This is a genomic window from Paenibacillus zanthoxyli JH29, assembly GCF_000520715.1.
GTDB classification, from domain to species: Bacteria; Bacillota; Bacilli; order Paenibacillales; family Paenibacillaceae; genus Paenibacillus_AQ; species Paenibacillus_AQ zanthoxyli.
Genome location: NZ_ASSD01000311.1, coordinates 1 through 20129 on the forward strand (window position 1 = coordinate 1; position 20129 = coordinate 20129).

The 20129-nt window shown below is 51.8% G+C and carries 19 protein-coding genes; 2 read left to right on the forward strand and 17 right to left on the reverse strand.

Features of this window, described 5'->3' with window-relative positions; all coding sequences use genetic code 11:
* Both L691_RS0111325 and L691_RS0111330 read right to left on the reverse strand, forming a co-directional pair.
* Positions 1-1080: aminotransferase-like domain-containing protein (locus L691_RS0111325; protein WP_025690632.1), on the reverse strand; the 1080-nt coding region annotated here is incomplete at its 3' end.
* 71 nt (positions 1081-1151) lie between these two features.
* The gene (locus tag L691_RS0111330) at positions 1152-1808 is read right to left on the reverse strand and encodes a LuxR C-terminal-related transcriptional regulator (RefSeq protein WP_025690634.1); all 657 of its coding nucleotides are present in this window, start codon (positions 1806-1808) and stop codon (positions 1152-1154) included.
* Positions 1809-2084: 276 nt separating this feature from the next.
* On the opposite strand from L691_RS0111330, the gene L691_RS0111335 reads away from it, so the two are divergent.
* Together L691_RS0111335 and L691_RS0111340 are read left to right on the forward strand one after the other, a co-directional pair.
* The gene (locus L691_RS0111335) at positions 2085-2492 is read left to right on the forward strand and encodes a hypothetical protein (protein WP_025690635.1); all 408 of its coding nucleotides are present in this window, start codon (positions 2085-2087) and stop codon (positions 2490-2492) included.
* Complete coding sequence (locus L691_RS0111340; protein WP_025690636.1) at positions 2489-3556, forward strand: phosphodiester glycosidase family protein; 1068 nt, start codon at positions 2489-2491, stop codon at positions 3554-3556. Before L691_RS0111335 ends, L691_RS0111340 begins: the two co-directional genes overlap by 4 nt.
* A 395-nt stretch (positions 3557-3951) precedes the next feature.
* Here L691_RS0111340 and L691_RS0111350 read toward each other — a convergent pair whose 3' ends face one another.
* From L691_RS0111350 to liaF, 15 genes are all read right to left on the reverse strand, one after another.
* On the reverse strand, positions 3952-4206 hold the full coding sequence (locus tag L691_RS0111350) for an AbrB/MazE/SpoVT family DNA-binding domain-containing protein (protein WP_025690638.1): 255 nt from the start codon (positions 4204-4206) through the stop codon (positions 3952-3954).
* A 120-nt stretch (positions 4207-4326) separates the two neighbouring features.
* Positions 4327-4791: a tRNA (uridine(34)/cytosine(34)/5-carboxymethylaminomethyluridine(34)-2'-O)-methyltransferase TrmL gene (gene trmL / locus L691_RS0111355; RefSeq protein ID WP_025690639.1), complete on the reverse strand. Its 465-nt coding sequence runs from the start codon at positions 4789-4791 to the stop codon at positions 4327-4329.
* Between the two features lie 176 nt (positions 4792-4967).
* Positions 4968-6059, reverse strand: a complete 1092-nt coding sequence (gene serC / locus L691_RS0111360) for a 3-phosphoserine/phosphohydroxythreonine transaminase (protein WP_198023014.1) — start codon at positions 6057-6059, stop codon at positions 4968-4970.
* A gap of 388 nt (positions 6060-6447) precedes the next feature.
* Positions 6448-7872, reverse strand: a complete 1425-nt coding sequence (gene glnA, locus L691_RS0111365; RefSeq protein ID WP_025690643.1) for a type I glutamate--ammonia ligase — start codon at positions 7870-7872, stop codon at positions 6448-6450.
* Positions 7873-8141: 269 nt separating this feature from the next.
* The gene (gene aroF / locus L691_RS0111370) at positions 8142-9185 is read right to left on the reverse strand and encodes a 3-deoxy-7-phosphoheptulonate synthase (RefSeq protein ID WP_025690644.1); all 1044 of its coding nucleotides are present in this window, start codon (positions 9183-9185) and stop codon (positions 8142-8144) included.
* A gap of 170 nt (positions 9186-9355) precedes the next feature.
* Positions 9356-10654, reverse strand: coding sequence for a sensor histidine kinase (locus tag L691_RS0111375; protein ID WP_232229160.1), 1299 nt, complete (start codon positions 10652-10654; stop codon positions 9356-9358).
* Between the two features lie 8 nt (positions 10655-10662).
* Positions 10663-11382, reverse strand: coding sequence for a response regulator transcription factor (locus L691_RS0111380; RefSeq protein WP_025690646.1), 720 nt, complete (start codon positions 11380-11382; stop codon positions 10663-10665).
* Positions 11383-11545: 163 nt separating this feature from the next.
* Positions 11546-11932, reverse strand: a complete 387-nt coding sequence (locus L691_RS0111385; RefSeq protein ID WP_025690648.1) for a hypothetical protein — start codon at positions 11930-11932, stop codon at positions 11546-11548.
* 153 nt (positions 11933-12085) lie between these two features.
* Positions 12086-13051, reverse strand: a complete 966-nt coding sequence (locus L691_RS0111390; RefSeq protein ID WP_025690649.1) for a 4-hydroxy-3-methylbut-2-enyl diphosphate reductase — start codon at positions 13049-13051, stop codon at positions 12086-12088.
* Between the two features lie 30 nt (positions 13052-13081).
* Positions 13082-14503, reverse strand: coding sequence for a sensor histidine kinase (locus L691_RS0111395; protein WP_025690650.1), 1422 nt, complete (start codon positions 14501-14503; stop codon positions 13082-13084).
* Between the two features lies 1 nt (position 14504).
* On the reverse strand, positions 14505-15194 hold the full coding sequence (locus tag L691_RS0111400; protein WP_025690652.1) for a response regulator transcription factor: 690 nt from the start codon (positions 15192-15194) through the stop codon (positions 14505-14507).
* 123 nt (positions 15195-15317) lie between these two features.
* The gene (locus L691_RS0111405) at positions 15318-16961 is read right to left on the reverse strand and encodes a S1C family serine protease (RefSeq protein ID WP_025690653.1); all 1644 of its coding nucleotides are present in this window, start codon (positions 16959-16961) and stop codon (positions 15318-15320) included.
* 260 nt (positions 16962-17221) lie between these two features.
* Positions 17222-17878: a response regulator gene (locus L691_RS0111410; protein ID WP_025690654.1), complete on the reverse strand. Its 657-nt coding sequence runs from the start codon at positions 17876-17878 to the stop codon at positions 17222-17224.
* Complete coding sequence (locus tag L691_RS0111415; protein ID WP_025690655.1) at positions 17875-18969, reverse strand: sensor histidine kinase; 1095 nt, start codon at positions 18967-18969, stop codon at positions 17875-17877. The genes L691_RS0111410 and L691_RS0111415 overlap by 4 nt, the downstream gene beginning before the upstream one ends.
* Before the next feature lie 3 nt (positions 18970-18972).
* Entirely contained in the window at positions 18973-20076 is a 1104-nt protein-coding gene (gene liaF / locus L691_RS0111420; protein ID WP_025690656.1) for a cell wall-active antibiotics response protein LiaF, read from the reverse strand.
* Positions 20077-20129: the final 53 nt, after the last annotated feature.

The following is a 20129-nucleotide window of genomic DNA, read 5'->3' on the forward strand; positions in this document are numbered from 1 at the left end:
CAGGTAAGCCACCCCCTTGCGCAGCGCATTCTTCAGCAGGACTAAAGCATCCAGTCCGTCCGGCAGCGATACCCACAGGAACATGCCGCCAGAGGGCAGATGATAGGTGCAGTCCTTCCAGGCGGGACGCTTGAGCAGCTCCACCATCAGCTTCAGCCTCGTATCGTATTCGCGGTTCAACATTGCAATATGCTCACGTAAGTCGAACGCGGATACATGCAGCAGATGGTACAGCAGACGCTGATTCAGCGAGCTCGACTGCCAATCCGCCATTCCCTTGGCAGCCGCCATCACGCCGATCAGCTCCCGGCTGCCCGCTGCCCAGCCCGTCCGGAGGGCAGGCGCAACCGTCTTGCTGAAGGAACCGATATAGAGCACATGCCCTCCCTCACCCGCGTTCTCGAGCGCATATAGAGAAGGATATTTGGACGCGATCCGATTCTGACGCTGAAAATGAAGATCTCCGTAGGAATCGTCTTCTACAATAAGCACATTATGTGAAATGCACAGCTCTAGCACTTCTCTACGTCTTTCCAGGCTCCAGAGAATGCCGCTCGGATTCGTGAAGCTCGGTGCGGCTAACAGCGCCTTAGGCCGATGGGTCACGATGAGCTCCCGTAAATGCTCTGGCAGCAGACCGTCACGGTCGCTCTCGACCGGTATAATGACCGCTCCCTGCATCCGCAGCACCTGCAGGAAGCCGGGGGATGTAGGATTTTCCACAAGCACGCGGTCGCCCGGATCGATATATACCCGGGACAGCAGGTCTACCGCCTGCTGGCTGCCTGTCGTCAGCAGGACGCCTCCCGGGGGAATATGTACTCCCTTGCCTCTCAGCCAGTCGTCTTTCAGCCACTCCCGCAGCGGCCCATATCCTTCAGGATCTCCGTACTGGAGCGCCTGCGCGTCGGCAGAAATTACAGTTGAAGCCGCTTCGGCCAGCAGGGACAGCGGGAACAATTCCTCCGCAGGCAGCTCTTCAGCCAGCGATATGATGGAACCTCTGCGCGTCTGTGTCCGGATGCTCAGCAGCGGCGAAGTCATCAGCGTATGCGTACGAGCGGAAAAATCGTATTTCATGCGGCGCCCCCCTTCATGCTTACATGAATGAATATTCCGGAAGACGCTGCATTATGCCGTCCCACCGGATATTATGCATACATGGGTCTGATCTGATGTGAATACAGCGCATATTTCTCAATCGCCTGCGCCCGGGTGGAAACTTCGAGTTTAACATAAATCTTGCGCAGATAATTGTCAATGGACCGGCGGCTTACATCAATTTCAAGCGCGATTTTATCGTAAGTAACCCCTTGAACAATTTGTTCCATAATAAAACGCTCGGTCGCGGTCAGCTTCAACACAGCGCCGTTCTCCTCGGACGAGCAAATCGGTGTAACCATCGACCCCAGCCATCCGAGCGGCATGGACAGAAACCCCTCGCGCAATCCTGCAATCAGCTGCAGCAGTTGGCTCGGCGACGCTCCTTTAGATAAGACGCCGCTGGCACCCAGCTTTAAGAGCGGCTGAAACAGCTCTCTGCCCTCTCTGTCGGTCATCACGACAAAATGGGAAGATAGAGCACTCTTTTTCATCTCGGGCAGTATCGTCTCAATCAGATCACCCGACATGCAGTAGTCAAGAAGCACCAGTTCCGGCCGATTTTCCCGTACTATCGCGGCTCCTTCCGTCCAATCACTGTAAGTTCCTAGTACAATCAGATTCCCCGCTTCTTCCAAAATCAATTTCGTTCCCAGCATACTCGTGGGATGACAGCCCATAATCACTACCTGCCAAACCTTCATCATTAAAGCCCAAACCTCCTGATACTATGTAATTTACCCAGAACTATACGTATGTTGGCACTTTCCGGATAATGTAAGATGGGAAGCGATCTCGTGATGTACTCCGCCTTTTTTCCTATACGCTACATACAATGGATGCATTGCGAATCTAGTGAAATTGTAACGCCCGCCTTCTAAGGATGCAATTATTTTTTTCCTGATTCTTCCTCTCGCCTTTTTGCGAAACTAGCATAATTCTGGTAGAATAAGGACTCACAAAAAGGTTCGAGGTGATTATGAATGCAGCCGTCAATGGAATCGCCGGACGCGTATAAACGACGTGCCGCAACGAGAAACGGCTCCTCCGTTAAATGGTTTCTGCTGTTCTGGCTAGCCGTGATTGCAGCCTGCGGCTTCACCGTGTACAGCTACATGAATCATTTGAAGGACCAGATGCTGCGGCAGCTGTCCGCGCAGAATCAGCAGCAGCTTTCCCTGCTTCAGTCGGATTACGAGAAGAAACTATCGGTATTATCGAAAGAGATCAGCGAGCTGCAGGACAAAGTACAGTCGTTTAATGAACTCCTTACTTTTACCAAGGATAACGCCAGCACTAAGACGGACAACAGCAATAAGCTGTATACTCAATTAAGCGAGGTTCGCAAGCAGCTTGACGCGTTACAGAAAGAGATGGATCTGCTGAAATGATAACACCGGTCAAAAGAGTGAACCGTTTCTTTATGCTCGTTACCGCGCCGTTCATCGGCCTTCTGCTGTGCCTGTCGCTTTACAGGCCGTCGCTTACACTGGATCTGGAAACGCAGCGGTTCTCGCCTTCCGCAGGTCCAGTACAGCTGACATCCGGGATCAAAGACCAGCTGGGCACAGCTCAGGCCTCCGCCGCCCACACGATGAAATCGGTGAGCGCCAGTGCGAAGCTGTACAAGGAAACGACCGCTACGATGAACGCGCTTGTGGATAAAGCTGTGACTCAGGCGAGCCGTCCGGCATTGATATACAACCGGCGGATTACGGCCAAACTCGGCTTCCCATTCGATGTCATCAACAGCAGCCGGATACGAATCGAGCTGTACCGGGTTAATCCCGGTGACTATACTGGCTACGCAATGAAGATCAAGCTCAAGGACAAGGCGGCGATGACTATGAGCCTTGGACAGGAAGGTCTTGGAGGTTCGGAAACGACCCTTCAAGCGGCCAACCGGTACGGGGCCGTCGCCGGCATTAACGCAGGGGGCTTTGCCGATAAGGACGGCAGAAGATTTCCGCTCAGTACCACAATTGTGGAAGGTCAGTATGTGACCGGCTTTGAATCCAGTTATAAAGACTTAAGCTTTGTAGGGCTGAACAAAGAAGGAAGGTTGATTGGCGGGAAGTTTTACAGCCGTGAGCAGCTTGACAAGCTGGAACCGGCTTTCGGGGCTTCCTTTGTGCCTGTGCTGCTGCAGGATGGCCTCAAAACGGAGATACCCGTAAAATGGGAGATGTCCCCAAGGCGGGCGCCACGCACTGCGATCGGCAGATACAAAGACGATCAGCTGCTTGTCATCGTTGCCGAGGGCTACAGCGAGAGCGGCAGTTCCGGAGCCACATTGGAGGAGCTTCAAGATAAGCTGTATCAGATGGGCGTAACGGATGCGTATAATCTGGATGGCGGAGGTTCTTCGTCGCTCGTATTTGACGGAAAAGTCGTAAACCAGCCGTCCGACGGCACTCTTCGGCGGGTGCCGACAAGCTTTTTATTTTTCAAATAACTGAACCAATATTAATATCTATGCGGCAGATCACAATATCATTTATTTTTATTCACAGCCCGGATATAATAATAGTAATGACAATATTTCCATTCGGAGGTGTGCGCATGTCGTTCTCACTGACCTTTTGGATTATCTTCCTTGTATTTCTGCTGTTTCTGACCGGTATTCTCACCGCCTCATATAATGACGACAAGACTAAGGGCCTCTAAGGGCTGAGCTTCCTTCGGATAACGAGGGGAGCTTTTTTTAATTGCGAAAGCTGCAGAGGGGGAATTCTCATCGCCATTAAATCCGCATCAGCTAAAAAAGAAAAACGCCGCAAGGATGCGGCGCTCTGCTTCCGGCGAGTACGCTTGCGGTATGAAGCGTTCCGGGAAAATTCTATATTTTGCTTAAGCGTGTCTTTGCAGTTGGGTCATTTCGCCCATACACTGGGCGCAAATATAACGTTCCTTATATTCGCTAACCTCGTCCATGGAACCGCAAAATACGCATTTGGGACGATAACGCTCCAAAATAATATGATCGCCCTGAACCAAAATTTCAACAGGGTCCCCCTCATTCATTTGATACCTTTTACGAAGGGATTTAGGCAGAACAATTCTGCCGAGCTGATCCACTTTGCGCACTACACCAGCAGGCTTCATCTAACGCACACCTTTCCTATTCAACTGATTTAGAAAATACCATGATATTTCCATTCCATATGACTATTTCGCTATAAAATTGTCGAATCCTGCTGATATAAATAAATTTCTGTAACTTCTTTAGGTCAGACCCGGAAAGTTCAGCTGCCGGAGCGCTTCGTATACAATAATTGCGGCAGAATTGGACAAGTTCAGCGATCTTACATCTCCGGTCATCGGCATACGCATCGTTGTTTCCCATCCGGCCTCAAGAATATCCTCGGGTAAACCTTTCGTCTCTTTGCCAAATACAAAAAAGTCGCCGTCCTGAAAAGTATAGTCGCTATACCGCTTATCCGCTTTGGTCGTAGCATAAAAGAAACGCCCCTCCGGGTACTTCTCCAGTACTTCACCGAAGGAATCGTGATATTCAATGTGAACGGCATGCCAGTAATCCAGACCTGCCCGTTTCAGGGTAGCATCATCGGTACGAAAGCCAAGCGGCCGCACCAAGTGCAGATGGGCGCCTGTAGCCGCGCAGGTACGCGAGATATTCCCCGTGTTGGCTGGAATCTCCGGCTCTACCAGTACAATATGAAGTGCCATGAAAGTATCTCCTCCTGTTCCAGGTTCTCCGCACAATAAGAACCCCCCAAAGCGAAGCCTGCGCATAAGCGATTGCTCCTGTTACTTTGCGGGGGATTTCGAGAGATGTGTGCCATTCGTTTAGAAGACCTTCCGCCGGCGGCGGAAGGTCTTTAAATTCCTGCTTAATGGTTAGATTACCCTTGAGTCTTCTGGAAGTGATTCATGAAATCGGTCAGCGCTTTGATGCTCTCATAAGGAACGGCGTTATAGATGGAGGCGCGTAAGCCGCCAACGCTGCGGTGTCCCTTGAGACCGACGAAGCCTTCTTGCTCCGAAGCCTTAATGAATTTCTTCTCCAGCTCTTCGGATTCCATCCGGAATGTCACGTTCATGATCGAACGGCTGCCCTGCTCCGCTACACCGCGGTAGTATCCGCCGCTGGCGTCAATCGTATCATACAGCAGTCCTGCCTTATCGCGGTTCTTCGCTTCGACTCCGGCCAGGCCTCCCTGCTCTTCAATCCATTTAAGCACTTGATTAACCATATAGATCGAATAAGATGGCGGTGTATTGTATAGAGAGTTATTCTTATAATGGGTGCTGTAACGCAAGATTGTCGGAATGTTGGAAGGAGATTCGGCAATCAGCTCCTCCTTGGCGATCACGACGGTAACACCCGAAGGTCCAAGATTCTTCTGTGCTCCGGCATAAATCAGTCCGAACTTGCTAATGTCGAAGCTGCGGCTCAAGATATCGCTGGACATATCCGCGATCAGCGGAAGAGCTCCGGTATCCGGGAATTCCTGATATTGGGTGCCTTCAATGGTCTCGTTGGAAGTGAGATGCAAGTACGCGGCGTTATCGGCAGGCTTGATCGATCCAAGCTCCGGAATAGCCAGGAACTTCTTGTCTTCAGACGTTGCCGCAACATGAGCTCCGCCTGCGATCTTCGCTTCCTTGAACGCTTTGTCAGCCCAGCTGCCTGTCATTACGTAGCTGCCTACCTTACCCTCGGAAAGGAAGTTCAATGGAATCATCGCGAACTGAGTGGTGGCTCCGCCTTGAATGAACAATACTTTATATCCAGCCGGTTTGCCCAGGAGGGAAAGCAGACGTTCCTGCGCCTCATTGTGTACGGATTCGTATACGGCCCCACGGTGCGACATTTCCATAATTGACATCCCGGTCTCCCGGAAATCGACGAATTCGGCTTGTGCGCGCTCCAGTACCTCAAGAGGTAGTGCCGCCGGGCCGGCGTTAAAATTATAAGCTCTCTTGCTCAAAATACTCCCACCCTTTCTCTTCTATCAATATGGTAATGATAGCAATAATCTAACATGGCAGCAAGTATAATTATTCACATATTCGCGTATTTACATCCCAAATGGGCAAGAACTCCGAAATTTGCCACTTTAATGCAGTGAATTACAAAATAATTTACCAAAATTGCCGGATTCACAACACTACGCACCAATAGATGATATATGAATCAATCGCATTATTACCAGAATAGCAGGGACTTATGCACTAGATGCACATAGGATGTCCTATTTCGAATTCGGAAACGGCAAGTTGTAATAATATCATAAAAAAGAAGCCATCCCACATTATCTGTGAGAATGGCTTCCTTAGAGAGCAAGCGTTCCGTCTGTACGGAATGCTAATTATTAATTCTTATACATCGAAATACAGGGTGTATTCATGCGGATGAACACGAATGGCTACTTGTTGAGCTTCGCCGCGTTTCAGTTCGATGTAGTTGTCGATGAAGTCTTTTGTGAAGACGCCGCCTTCTGTCAGGAATTCATAGTCAGCTTCCAGAGCGTCCAGCGCTTCGTTCAGGCTGCCTGGTACACTGCGGATTTTTGCTTTTTCTTCATCAGGCAGTTCGTAAATGTTCTTGTCGAGTGGGCCATAGCCAAGCTCAACCGGATTGATCTTCTTCTTGATGCCGTCCAGACCAGCCAGCAGCATTGCGGAGAAGGCCAGGTAAGGGTTAGCCGTGGTGTCCGGAGTACGGAACTCGATGCGGCAGCCTTTAGGTGTTACAGCAGCTACTGGAATACGAACAGCTGCGGAGCGGTTACCTTTGGAGAACACCAGGTTAACCGGTGCTTCATAACCAGGAACCAGACGTTTGAAGGAGTTCGTGCTCGGGTTGGTCAATGCGATCAGCGCCGGAGCATGGTACAGGATACCTCCGATGTAATGCAGAGCCGTTTCACTCAGGTTGGCATATCCGCCTTTTTCATAGAACAACGGGCTGTCGCCGTTAAAGATCGATTGGTGAACGTGCATGCCGCTTCCGTTATCCCCGAAGAGCGGTTTAGGCATGAAAGTTGCCACTTTGCCGTATTGACGGGCAGTGTTTTGCACGATGTACTTGTAAGTCAACAGGTTATCGGCTGTCTTCTTCAGTGTATCGAAGCGGAAGTTGATTTCAGCTTGTCCAGCTGTAGCAACTTCATGGTGATGGCGCTCGATTACCAGACCGGCTTCAGCGAGCAGACGACACATTTCACTGCGGATGTCTTGCTGAGTATCAACCGGAGCAACCGGTACATAACCGCCTTTGATGCCGACTTTGAAGCCGAGGTTGCCGCCTTCATCCTTACGGTTTGTGTTCCAGGCCGCTTCTTCGGAATCCACGAAGTAAGAGGAGCTGTTCATTCCGCTCTCGTAACGAACGTCGTCAAAAATGAAGAACTCGGATTCAGGTGCGAAGAATGCCGCAGTACCTACGCCGCTCTTTTGCAGGTATTCTTCAGCTTTAACAGCAATACCGCGCGGGTCACGTTCATAACGCTCGCCATCAGGAGTGAAAATGTCGCACATAATGTTGAGTGTAGGATGAGCGGTGAACGGATCAATATATGTAGTGCTTGGATCTGGAATCATAACCATATCAGACTCTTCAATTCCACGGAAACCGGTGATGGAAGAACCGTCAAAAGCTACGCCATTTACAAAGGTCTCTTCGTCAACAGCAGCAGCCGGCAAAGCAATATGATGGGCTCGTCCACCCAAATCAACAAAACGGAAATCTACCCATTCAATGTTGTTCTCTTTAATCGTTTGCAGCACTTTTTCAACCGACATTAAATTTTCCTCCCTAAGTTCCGAACATTAAGCCGTACCCACCATGCAAATGTCTCGGTTTAATTTTAACTGTCGTCATTATAAAACTCAAACCTTACATCGTCAATGCTTATGTAAGGTATTTTTTATGCCAATGTGAGATATTCTTACGCTTTAGTGAATTATTTATTCAGGGCCCACAAGCAATAAATTCCACTTTAAAAATACAGCAAACAGCCCTTCTTCCACTAGTTAAAGCTGGAAAAAAGGCTGCCTGTATTAAGAGGCGCTTATTTAACGGAAATTGCCTCCTGGGTGGAGAACTTCTTGCCGACAAGCGGTGCCAGCTTCTCCAGATCCTTGAGCAGATTGCTGAACTGATCCGGGAACAGGGACTGAACGCCGTCACCCGTCATGGAGTTGTCCGGATCGGTGTGCATTTCGATAATCAGACCGTTGGCACCTGCGGCAACGGACGCTTTAGCCATAGGCTCAACCAGTTCGCGGCGGCCCGTTCCGTGGCTCGGGTCGGAAATGACAGGAAGATGGCTGAGGCCCTGAAGCACCGGAATAGCCGACAGATCCAGCGTATTACGGGTGTAGGTCTCGAAGGTGCGGATACCGCGCTCACAGAGCATAACATCACGGTTGCCGCCAGCCAGGATGTACTCGGCCGCATTCAGCAGTTCGTCGTATGTCGCGCTGAAACCGCGTTTCAGCAGCACGGGACGGCCGCATGTTCCAAGCGCGCGCAGCAGATCAAAGTTCTGCATATTCCGCGTGCCCACTTGGAGAATGTCGGCGTATTCCGCGCACACATCAACATACTCCGGCGTCATGACCTCGGTGATGGTCAGCAGGCCGTGGCGCTCGCCCGCTTCCGCCATCATCTTCAGACCTTCAACGCCGATCCCTTGGAAGCTGTAAGGTCCGGTACGCGGCTTGAATGCTCCGCCGCGAAGAATTTGCGCTCCCGCCGCTTTTACCAGTTTCGCGATTTCGTCGATCTGCTCGGGAGATTCCACGGCGCACGGGCCGCCCATGATCGCCAGATGCTCTCCGCCGATCTTGACTCCCTTAACCTCGATGATCGTGTCGTCCGGATGAAAGTCTCTGCTCGCCAGCTTGTAGGACTTGGAAATCTTAACCACATTCTCCACACCCTTCATTTGGCGCAGATGCTCCGCAAGCTTCGGGTTTACGCTGCCCACCAGACCAATGACCGTACGGTCCGATCCTTTGGACAGATGCACTTGAAGACCCTCCTTCTCGATAACTGCGATAATTTCGTTAATTTGTTCCTCCGGAGTTTGATTCGATGTAATAACGATCATCTGATTCCTTCCTTTCCAAATCCTGTATAGTTTAATGTTTGATTGTTTGCATTCGCTATTATACTACGACGCTTTTAAGCTTTTATGCTTTTAATCACTAAAGCAATTCTATGCGATAATCTGGTTCTCGTCAACCCCTTATGCAAAATAAATATTCCGGCAAATCATCTTTATTTAATGGTTCGCCGGTAAGTAAATCTCGCACCCCCGAGTTTCGAAGATGTGCAGCTCAATTCATCCCCCAACCGAAGTGCAATCTGCTGGCATATGGCAAGTCCGAGGCCCGTACCTCCGTCAAGCCCTTTGTAATAGCGCCGAAAGATCGCCTCCCGCTCAACGAAGCTGAGCCCTGGCCCGTCGTCGTCGATGTGAATGGCCCAGCCTTCGCCTCTCTCGATAATAAGCTCCACCTTCTGATGCGCATGGCGCACCGCGTTTTGCAGTAAATTGACGATAATCTGGAACAACTGCTCACCCGGTATAAGCACCCCTATCCCCGAACCTTCGATAGTAAGGGAAATGCCGCGCTCGTTCGCGGTGGGAAGCAGCAGATGCACGGCCTCTTCAGCGATGTCGCGAAGATCAAGCAGGGACGGTTTCCAGTTCTCTTCCAGCGTCTCCAGCCGCGAGAGCTGAAGCAGCTTCTCGACCATTTGAACCAGTCTCACCGACTGCGAGGCGATAACATTTAATCCATCTTCCTGCGTGACTACCTCGTCTTGAATCGCCATCGCATATCCCTGAATGGACATCAGCGGCGTCTTCAATTCATGTGATACATTCTGCAAAAACTCCTGCTGGCCCTGCTGATGCTGCGCAATCCGCTCCGACATTGAACGGAATGTGCCCGCCAGCTGTCCGATTTCAGTATCATCTTCTCCGGGAAAGTCTCCGGCCGTCCCGCGGTGGGGATCGTATCTCCCGACGGCTTCCTTCAGACGGTTCAACGGCCTTACGACATAGCCGACGGAAAGCCAGCCGATGATCAGTATAAACAGAAAGCTTGCGGCCACAGCCAAAATGGTTGTTTTGAACAAAGGCACATACATAGAGCGGATCATGGCCAGAGGATAATAAATGAACAGACGAAACGGAAGGGTGCCCAGCTTTTCGCTGGTATAAACGACTCTGCGGCCATCGAGCATCATCGTTCCCTTATGCCGCGTGATCGATGCTTCCGCCAGCGTATGGCCCACTCTGGAGGATTCGCTGGAGGCTATGATCCGTCCCTTGATATCGGTCACGAAGTAGTCGGCGTAAAAGAGCCTGTCCTTCAAAACCCACTTGAACTCCTCGTTGTCCAGATCCTTGATATCCCAGCCACTGTCCATCGTTTGAACGATTTTGTCCGCCTGCGTCTGAAGCTGGGCCTTGATTTGGCTGACGAGGATTTCATCGACCAGCTTCAGGAACAGGAATGTTGTAATGCCGGCCGTTACCAGCATGCCAGCGCAAAGCGCCAGCAGCATCTTTCCCCTTATTGTGCGCACTCGGTTCTCACCGTCGCTTTATAGCCGAAGCCCCATACCGTCTGAATCGTGAAGGAAGATTCGTGCTCCGCCAGCTTTTTGCGAATCCGTTTGACCAAATCGTCCACGACCCGGACTTCCCCAAAGAAATCGTAATTCCACACCTGCTGAATCAGTTGCTCCCGGCTGAAGGGGCGTTCCGGATGAGAGGAGAGAAATGTCAACAGCTCAAATTCCCGCGAGGTAAGGATCATTTCCGTTCCCCTCACTGTCGTCCGGCGGAATTCCGGCGAAATTTCCAGATCCCCCGCCCTCACTTTCCGCTCCTCCTGCTCTCCCACCGGATGTTTGGTCTGGGAGTTCCCGGCTTTAGACAGCCGAAGCATACTCTTGACTCTTCCGACCAGTTCCCGCGGATTGAAGGGCTTGCTCAAGAAATCATTACAGCCCAGCTCCAGACCGATAATCCGGTCGATTTCCTCGCCGCGGGCCGACACCATAATGATCGGGATTTCTGTAAAGGAGCGAAGTTCGGTAAGCAGTGTCAATCCGTCAATTCCCGGAAGCATGATATCCAGAACGAGGCAATCCGGGCTTTCCTCCCTCACCCGCTTCACAAGCGAATTACCATCCGCAAAAGAAGTGACTTCATACGTTTCTTTTTTTAAATATTCGGATATGAGCTGCAATATTGCCGGGTCGTCATCCACCACAAAAATTTTGGTCATAAACTACACGCTCCTTACATTTTCCTGCGGATAACTTCCAAATTAATGTATCAAAATTAGCAAAAGACGGAAAGCCCTGTGCGGCTGCTCCGTCCTTTGCCTTGCTAAGTATGCTGTTTTTTCGTATCGTGCTCAGCCTAGAGAGCGAGTCCCTTAAAACCTCCTAGTGCTTTTTGGGAAGGCTGATCGTCGCTTTTGCTCCAGTCTTCACGGCTTTAGCTTTGGTAACGGGCTTCACGGCTTTTCTTACAACTTTCTTTTTGCTTTTCGCCGTTGTTTTGGCAGCTTTGTGATGGGTCGTTTTCGCTTTTGCAGTAGTGGCTTTTACGTGCTTAACAGTTTTCTTTGCCGCAGTTTTCGTCACTTTAGCGGTACCCGCTGTCTTGACCACCGGTTGGACTGGCGTTTTTGTCACAGCTTTGACGGGTGTGGTTACAACGGGTTTCACCGGTGCCTTCACTGTTGCGGTTGCCGCGAATGCGCTCGTTGAGCCGCCTACCAAGCTAAGTACAGTTGCGAATGCTGCCAATCTTTTTGTCCAATTTCTCATTTCAATCACCTCTCCTTTAAAGTAACTTCATCATATCAAGCGTCTATAAGAAAAGAGTGAGAGAATTATGTGAGAAGTGTATAAATCTGGTGTATAAAAAACACCCTAAGCCGCTAAGGACATAAGGCGTCGAAACTGAAGCATCGAACAAATTTATGATTGGGAAGACTGCCCTGCTTTGGCTTTGACCGGCGGCAATAGCTTTGCCATGTTGACCGTACGCTTAGTCTCCCATGTATCTGGATTGGCCGGATCATACTGTTCCAAGTACGCTATGACTTCCTTCGTGATCGGCGTCGGTGTAGACGCGCCCGAAGTGACAGCCACTTTCGAGATCCCCTGCAGCCACTCAACCTTCAGCTCCGATACGTCAGCAATCCGGTGGGCAGGAACACCTGCTATTTCCTCGGACACCTGAGCCAGCCGGTTGGAGTTGTTGCTGCGCGGGTCGCCGACGACAATGACGAGATCGGCCTGACCAGCCTGTTCCGCAACGGCCTCCTGCCGTATCTGCGTTGCCATACAAATCTCGTTATGCACCTCGGCGCCGGGAAAAGTCTCCAGCAGTTTTTTCATAATATGCTTGATATCCCACAGGCTCATCGTCGTCTGGTTTGTAATGACAATCCGGGAATCAGCCGGTAGAGTCAGGGAGGATATCTCCTCTTCCTTTTCGATCAGATGCACATGCCCGGGAGCGATACCCATAGCGCCTTCCGGCTCAGGATGGCCTTTCTTGCCGATGTAGATAATTTCGCAGCCTTCTGCAACCTTTTCGTGAATAAGATCATACGTCTTGGTTACATCCGGGCAGGTGGCGTCGACGGTCGTCAGCCCTTTCTCACGCGCTCTTCTGCGCACCTCCGGCGAAACGCCATGCGCGGTGAAGATGACGGTACCGCTGTCAATCTTGTCCAATATTTCCAGGCGGCTGCTGCCGTCGACCGTAATAATGCCCTCATCCTCGAAGGCATGGGTAACGTGGCTGTTATGGACAATCATGCCCAGGATATAAATCGGCCGGGGGAGATCGAGATTTTTGGCGGCCTGACGGGCCATGACCATGGCATCGACCACGCCGTAGCAGTATCCCCGGGGAGAAATTTTGATAACTTCCATTGCTTCACCAACCTTCTGTTCCATTATATCCTACTCAAGCGGAGCGGCAAAGAGCAAGGGCAGCCAAATCACGAACGTTGTGCCTTCGCCCTGGCGGGTGACTACCTCAACCGAACCTCCGTGCTCATCAATGATCCATTTGGCGATAGACAGCCCGAGTCCGATGCCTTCGGTAATGCCGCGGGATTCATCCGCCCGATAGAACCGGTCGAAAATATGCGGCACCTCGTCTTTTTCCATACCGATGCCGGTATCCTTAACCCGGATGCCTACCTGATGCTGATAAACTACCGCGTCGAACGTCACTTCTCCGGACGGCGTATATTTGAAAGCATTGTCAATGAAAATGAACAGCATCTGCTGCAAATAATCCTTGTTGCCCAGCACATATTTGCCATTGAGGCCCGACAGGTCTCCCGTAATCCACTCCGCTTCCCGGGGGAGAAAAGCGGCGCGGCGGGCCACCTCGTTCATCATCGGCTCCAGCGCCACCGGCTCCTTCTCGAAGGTACGGCCCGTATCGGCTCTGGCCAAAGACAGCATATCGGCGACCAGCCGGCTCATGCGCTGCGCCTCGTCCGCGATATCATGTACGGATTCCACCGAGATTTGCCGTATTGCCGCTTCATCCAGCGACGGATTTTCTCCAGGCTCTAGCTCCCATACCTTTTGGAGCAGTTCGATGTTGCCCCGAATGGTCGTCAGCGGCGTGCGAAGCTCATGCGAAGCATCCGACACGAAACGGCGCTGGGCCGCGTACGAATCCTCCAGATTTTTGTAAAATCCTTCCATTCGCCCCAACATACTGTTCACCGTCCGGATCAGCCTTCCGATTTCATCTGGCGGCCCGTTGTATTCGATCCGTACACTGAGATCATTGCCTGTCTGAATGCCTTCGGCGGCTTCGATTACCTTGCCGATCGGGCTCATCGCTTTGCGGGCCAAGAATAAGCCGAAGGTGAAGGCTGCAATCAACGTGGCAAAGGAGCCTGTGATCAGGATCGTCTTCAGCCGATCCAGCAGTTTGTCCTGTTCCCCGGTATATGCCGCCATTTGCAGAACGGCCGCTGGATTGTTATCGTAGCCTTCGATATAGACCGCCTTTTGATAAATCAAAAAATGATAGCCTCTGTAATAGGCATCTTTAAATTCTTCAACCTTGAGGTTCTGCCGAGCCGGAATATCGAACCGCAGATCAATATTTTTCAAACTCAAACTCTGGATAAAATCTCCGCTATCATAGAAGTACATTTGCCCGTACAAATTCTGGGCGTCCAGGCGTTTATCAAAGACAACGTCCAGTGATTCCCCTTTTGCCTGATCCCGGAGCCTGTCTTGTAAATCCCCGTACGTATTAATATAGAAAAAACCGAAAATGGATGCTGAAAAGGCCAGCAGCATGACGGCCAATATGCCCGAATACCATGCGGTCAGCCGCAGCTTGATCGACATCTTAGTTGTCACCTCTTAGGATATAGCCAGCTCCCCGGATCGTCTGGATAAGGCGCTTGCCGCCGTGCTCCTCCGTCTTTTGGCGCAGCATGGCGATATAAACCTCCAGCACATTGGATTCGCCGCTGTAATCATAGCCCCAAATCTTGTCCATAATCAGGTCGCGGGACAGCACCCGCTTCGGGTTCTGCATAAACAAATGCAGCAGCTCAAATTCTTTTGCCGTCAGCTCCAGCCGTTTGCCGCCGCGCGTTACTTCCCGGGAATCGACATCCAGCACAACGTCCTCATAGACGACCGCCTGCTCGCTGCTCCCAATTTGTTCACTTTTGCGCCGCAGCAGCGCTCTCACCCGCGCCAGCAGTTCTTCCAGCGCGAACGGCTTTACCAGATAATCATCCGCTCCAAGGTCCAAGCCTTTGACCCTGTGCTCCACCTCATCCTTGGCCGTGAGCATCAATACGGGAACGGTGCTGCCGCCCTCACGCAGCCTCCGGCACACCTCAAAGCCATCCACCTGAGGCATCATGACATCGAGGACAACAACATCCGGATCGCTGTTGAGCACGGCCCGCAGGCCGTCCGCCCCGTTGGACGCCGTCTTTACGTCATAACCCTCAAACGCTAGTCCCCTCCGCAGCATGGAAATGATTTTTTCATCATCGTCAATAATCAAAATATTCGGTCGCATGAAGCCGCCCCTTTGTCAATATTCTATATATCTCTATTTTAGCAGTGAATGCTTTGCCGCGCACATCTACGACAAAAGCGGAAGGGCCGCCCCTCCCGCTTCTGCTTATTTTACGCTTGATACTTACCGGGTCTGTGCTGTGTTGAAGTCGTTCTTGTTGCCGATCGTTACCGGCAGTTCCAGATTTTTGCCGTCTCTGACGACATTGAGTGTAATTTTGTCTCCGACCTTTTTGGTCTTGATGAAGTCGATCAAGTCCTGGCTGGTCGCATATTTCGTTCCATTAGCGCCAGTAATAATATCGTACGGACGGAGGTCGGCAGCGTAAGCCGGCGATTTGTAAATAATCTCGGCCACAACGGAGCCTTCCTTGATATTAGTGCCCATTTGCTTCGCCACTTCATCAGTAATCGTCATCAGCGAAGCGCCGATAAATGGAACCGGATCTTTAGGGATGGCTTGATTCGCCTCAAGCTTGCCGACAACTTCCTTAATTTTATTGACCGGTATGGCGAAGCCGATACCCTGCGAATCCGTGCTGACGGCAACATTCATGCCGATGACCTGGCCGCTTGAGTTAAGCAGCGGTCCGCCGGAGTTGCCGGGGTTGATGGAAGCGTCCGTCTGCAGCAGATCCGTATAATTGCGCGTACCATTGCCTTGTTCTTCGTTGATATCAATGCTCCGGCCTTTCGCGCTCAGCACCCCCGCAGTAACCGTATGGTCAAAGCCCTGCGGGTTGCCGATTGCCACGACCTCCGAACCTACCTTGATGGCGTTCGAGTCGCCGAGCGGCACGGTCGGGAAAGTGTTGTCTCCTTCGATTTTCAGCACCGCGAGGTCCAAGTCCGGGCTGGACCCAAGCAGCTTCGCTTCATACGGCTTGGAGTTGCCATCGACGGTAACCTGGATGACGTCGGCATTCTCAATTACGTGCTGGTTGGTCAGAATGTAACCCGCTTTATCGTATATAAATCCGGTGCCGATGCCGTAAGGCGTCAACTGCGAATCCGAGCCGGAGCCGCTGCCGTTGTTCTGCTGGGACTGTCCGGATGAATTTCCGCCAAATTGGTCACCGAAGAAGAATTGAGAGAATGGATCATTCAAGTTCGGATTACTTTGGCCTCCACGGGAAGCCGATTTTACGAGCGTTTCAATTTTGACGACCGCCGGTCCCGCTTCGTCTACAACACTGGAGACGCCTTGTGAGCCGGTCACAAGCCCGGTCGTTGAAGTCGATGCCGCCACTGAGGCGCTCTCGTTGGCCGCCTTGCCCTGTGAACTCAAAGCCGCAGTTGCCGTTGCCGCTTGATCTCCTGTGAACCAGTTCCCCCGGTCAGCCATGAACATGGAGCCTGAGAGCACAAGCATGCCTGCAAGGAAGGAAAAGACTGCGGTTCTTACAGGTTTCTTCGATTTCTGGTTGAACTGCCAGCCGTTTCCTCCGTCCGAACCGCTTCCGCCGCCATTACCGTTGCCTCCTCCATAGCCGCCGTCGTAACCCGTGGAGCGGAACGAATGATAAGGAACCGGCTTGACCGGTTGGGGAGCAGTGACTTCCACCCGTTCGGGCTCCCTCCGGCTGTAATGCTCCACGCGGTCCGTATTCTGCTCATTATGGTTAAGGGATTTAAAAGGGCCATATGAATAGTAGTAGGATGAATTCGATTCGGGAGACTGTCCTTCATTGTTCCACTCCCGATCCGGCGATTGTTTCTCAAAACGATCGTCGCCATCGCCGTTATATCTGTTCTTGTTATCGTCCATTGTTTTACCCTCCCGCGCCCTGTCCTTACGGACAAGGAGTCATTTTGCTTTCTTGGATACATTTTGTACTTCAAACCTTAAACCGACATTAAAAACAATTTAAGCGAAGATAAAACATTAACGAGATAGATATACAAAAAAAGCCCTGCGCGCCTTTAACTTAGCGCCGGACTTCATTGGACAAGCCTATTCTTGTAAAACTGCGGAATCATAGAGTTTAAGATTGCAAAAGCCATCTGTCGTTGAAATCGCGACTGACGCTATCCCTGTGTAACCCATCCCTTGCGGTGCGCAAAGATGGCAAGCTGCGTGCGGTCCTCCAGCTCGCATTTCATCAGCAGATTGCTGACATGCGTCTTGACCGTCTTGATGCTGATATGCAGTTCCTCGCCGATATCCTTGTTGCTCTTGCCTTCCGCAATCAGCAGCAGAACCTCTCTTTCACGCTCGGTCAGACCGGATGAATCATCCTGCACCGTACGCTGGCGGATGCCGCGAGTCAGCGCCTGCGACACATCGCCAGTCATCACCGGCATGCCGCGGTACGCCCCCTGCAGCGCGTAAATCAGCTCTTCAGCCGACACGGTCTTGAGAACGTAGCTGACCGCGCCCGCCTCAATAGCGTCCACTACAAGATCATCCTCAAGGAAGCTGGTCAATATTACGATTTTCAGCCCCGGAAACTCGGACAGCACCGCACGGGTCGTCTCCACTCCGTTCATGACCGGCATCATCAGATCCATCAGGATCAGATCGGGCAGCCCTTCCTCGCCCCCGGAACGCAGCTGTTTGAGCGCCTCCTGTCCGTTTGACGCCTCGGATACCACCTCAAATGCAGGCTCCAGCATCAGATATGTCTTGAGCCCCATACGCACCATATCATGGTCATCCACCAGCAGTATTTTAATCGCGCTCATTCGCCGCTTGCCTCCTCTTCCCCTTCTTCTTTACTTGCCGCCAGACCGCTTGCAGCGGATACCTCTCCGCCGTTCGCCTGAACAAACTTCGGGATATGTACGCGGATCGTTGTTCCTGCTCCCCTGCGGCTAATAATTTCAACCTGGCCGCCAAGCTTCTCCGCGCGTTCCCGCATCGTCGTCAGGCCGTACGATCCCTGTTTGCCATGCGCGAGCTCGAACCCCTGACCATCGTCGCTGACGCTGAGCGCAACCTGCCTTGGGCCCTCGCGCAGAGACAAGCTGACGAGGCGCGCTCCCGAGTGCTTCACGATGTTCGCCATCGCTTCCTGGATAATCAGGAACAACTGATGCTCGATCGCCTCGGACAGCTCGCCCTGCAATTCAAGCTCCTTAATACCCTTTAGTCCATTCTGCCGGCAGTAATCCGGGAACCATTTCTCCAGCGCTTCGAACAGGTCCCTGCCTTCTAGCTCCACCGGACGAAGCTGGGCGATTAGCGCCCGCATCTGCTTCTGAGCCATCTGCGACATGGTGATCAGCTGGTCCATCACCGTCCGCCCCTGTTCTTCATTCCGCTCAAGCACCTTTGGCAGCGAGGAGGCGGACATGTGAATGGCAAATAGCTGCTGGCTCACCGTGTCGTGCAAATCCCGGGCCATGCGCCGCCGTTCCTCTAGAACCGCGCTCTCCGCCGCCTTCTCCTTCTCAACAACCTCCTGCTCGCCCAGGCGCTGAAGCAGCTTCATTTTGTTCTCAACGGCATCCATCATAAGATTGAACTCATGATAAACTCTGGCAAAAGAAGGGTCGTCACTCCCTGGCATCCGAACGGAAAGATTGCCTTTGGCTACCTTCAGCATATTGAGATCCAGATGATCGATCCGCCGCTGAATCCGCTGCACGGCCATATAGCCGATAACGGCGGTAAACAGCACGATGCCAAGGCACAGGTACACCCACATCCGGTAATCCTCGACTTTGATATAGCCCAGACAGCTTCCGGCGTACATCAGCAGGGCCGTCACACTGCCGCAGAGCAGGAAATAAAGCAGCAGGACCCATTTCGTATTTTTAAAAATCGTCCCCATCCGCTAGCCCACCGTCTTAACCTTGATATCTCCGATAAAAGCGCTGACATTGATGCGGATTTTTTTGCCCGCTTCCTTATAATAAGGCGTCTTGCAGTGAACGGAGCTCATAAACCCGCTGCGCGAGTGGTCCAGTACTTCCATATCGCCGATGAAGGAGCTGCTGTTGACGCTAATGCCGAGATCCATGTCATCTGGAATATAGACTTTGAGATCACCGATAAAGGCGGATAGATTGATCTTCGTCTCGCCGTACGGGATTTGCGCATTGGTCAGGTCAAGCACCGTATCCCCGATAAATTGGGAAATATTTGTGTTTTTGAGCTGAAAATGCTCGCGTCCCATGTGGATATCACCGATAAAAGTGGAACGGTTCGTCGTTTCTTTGCTGTCGCTATGGCTCCATTCATGCCCGCCATAATGTCCATGCTTGCGCTCATGCCGCTCCCAGCGCTCTTCTCTCCTGCGTTCGCGCTGTTCCTCCCGCTCCTGGCGTCTGCGCTCATGACGATCCCTATGTTCTTTCCAGCGCGGATCGGCCTCGCGATTCTCTTCATCCTTGAGCGGATCACGGTCCCAATCGGCCGCTCCGGCTTTCCCTGCAGAACTTCCGATCGAGCCGCTCTCTTCCCTGGCTCCGCCGAATTTCCGATCAAATTCTTCATCCAATGTCGATTCCAGCGGCTGCGGCGTCTCTGTGTTCTCCCCCGACTTGTCCCCTGGATAAAACTTCGGAGGAGCGGGGGGCGGTTCCGGCGGTCCGGACCTTCGCGGTCTGAAGATGACCATAAGTCCGCCGCCAATCAATGCGACTGGAACGAGCATGGTGAAGAAATCACCGGCGGAAAGGTCGAACCAGCCCAGATTCCGTCCTAAAAAATACACGCCCATGGCTAGAAAAAACAGCGTACCGATGGAGGAAAACCCTCTGCCGCCGCCTCCCAGCAGCCGCTGACAACCAATAATAATCAGCACAACCGGCCAAAAATTGGAGAAAAGGTAACCGATATCTATGTCGGCATATCCCATCTGCCGGAGCAAAAACAGCACGCCGATTCCGATTAGAATCAGGCCGCCGAACACCTGGCTCGCTATAGATCTTCTCATCTATCATTTCCCCTTTAGCTTATTGTAACTTTTTTACCTTATGGACTTAGTTT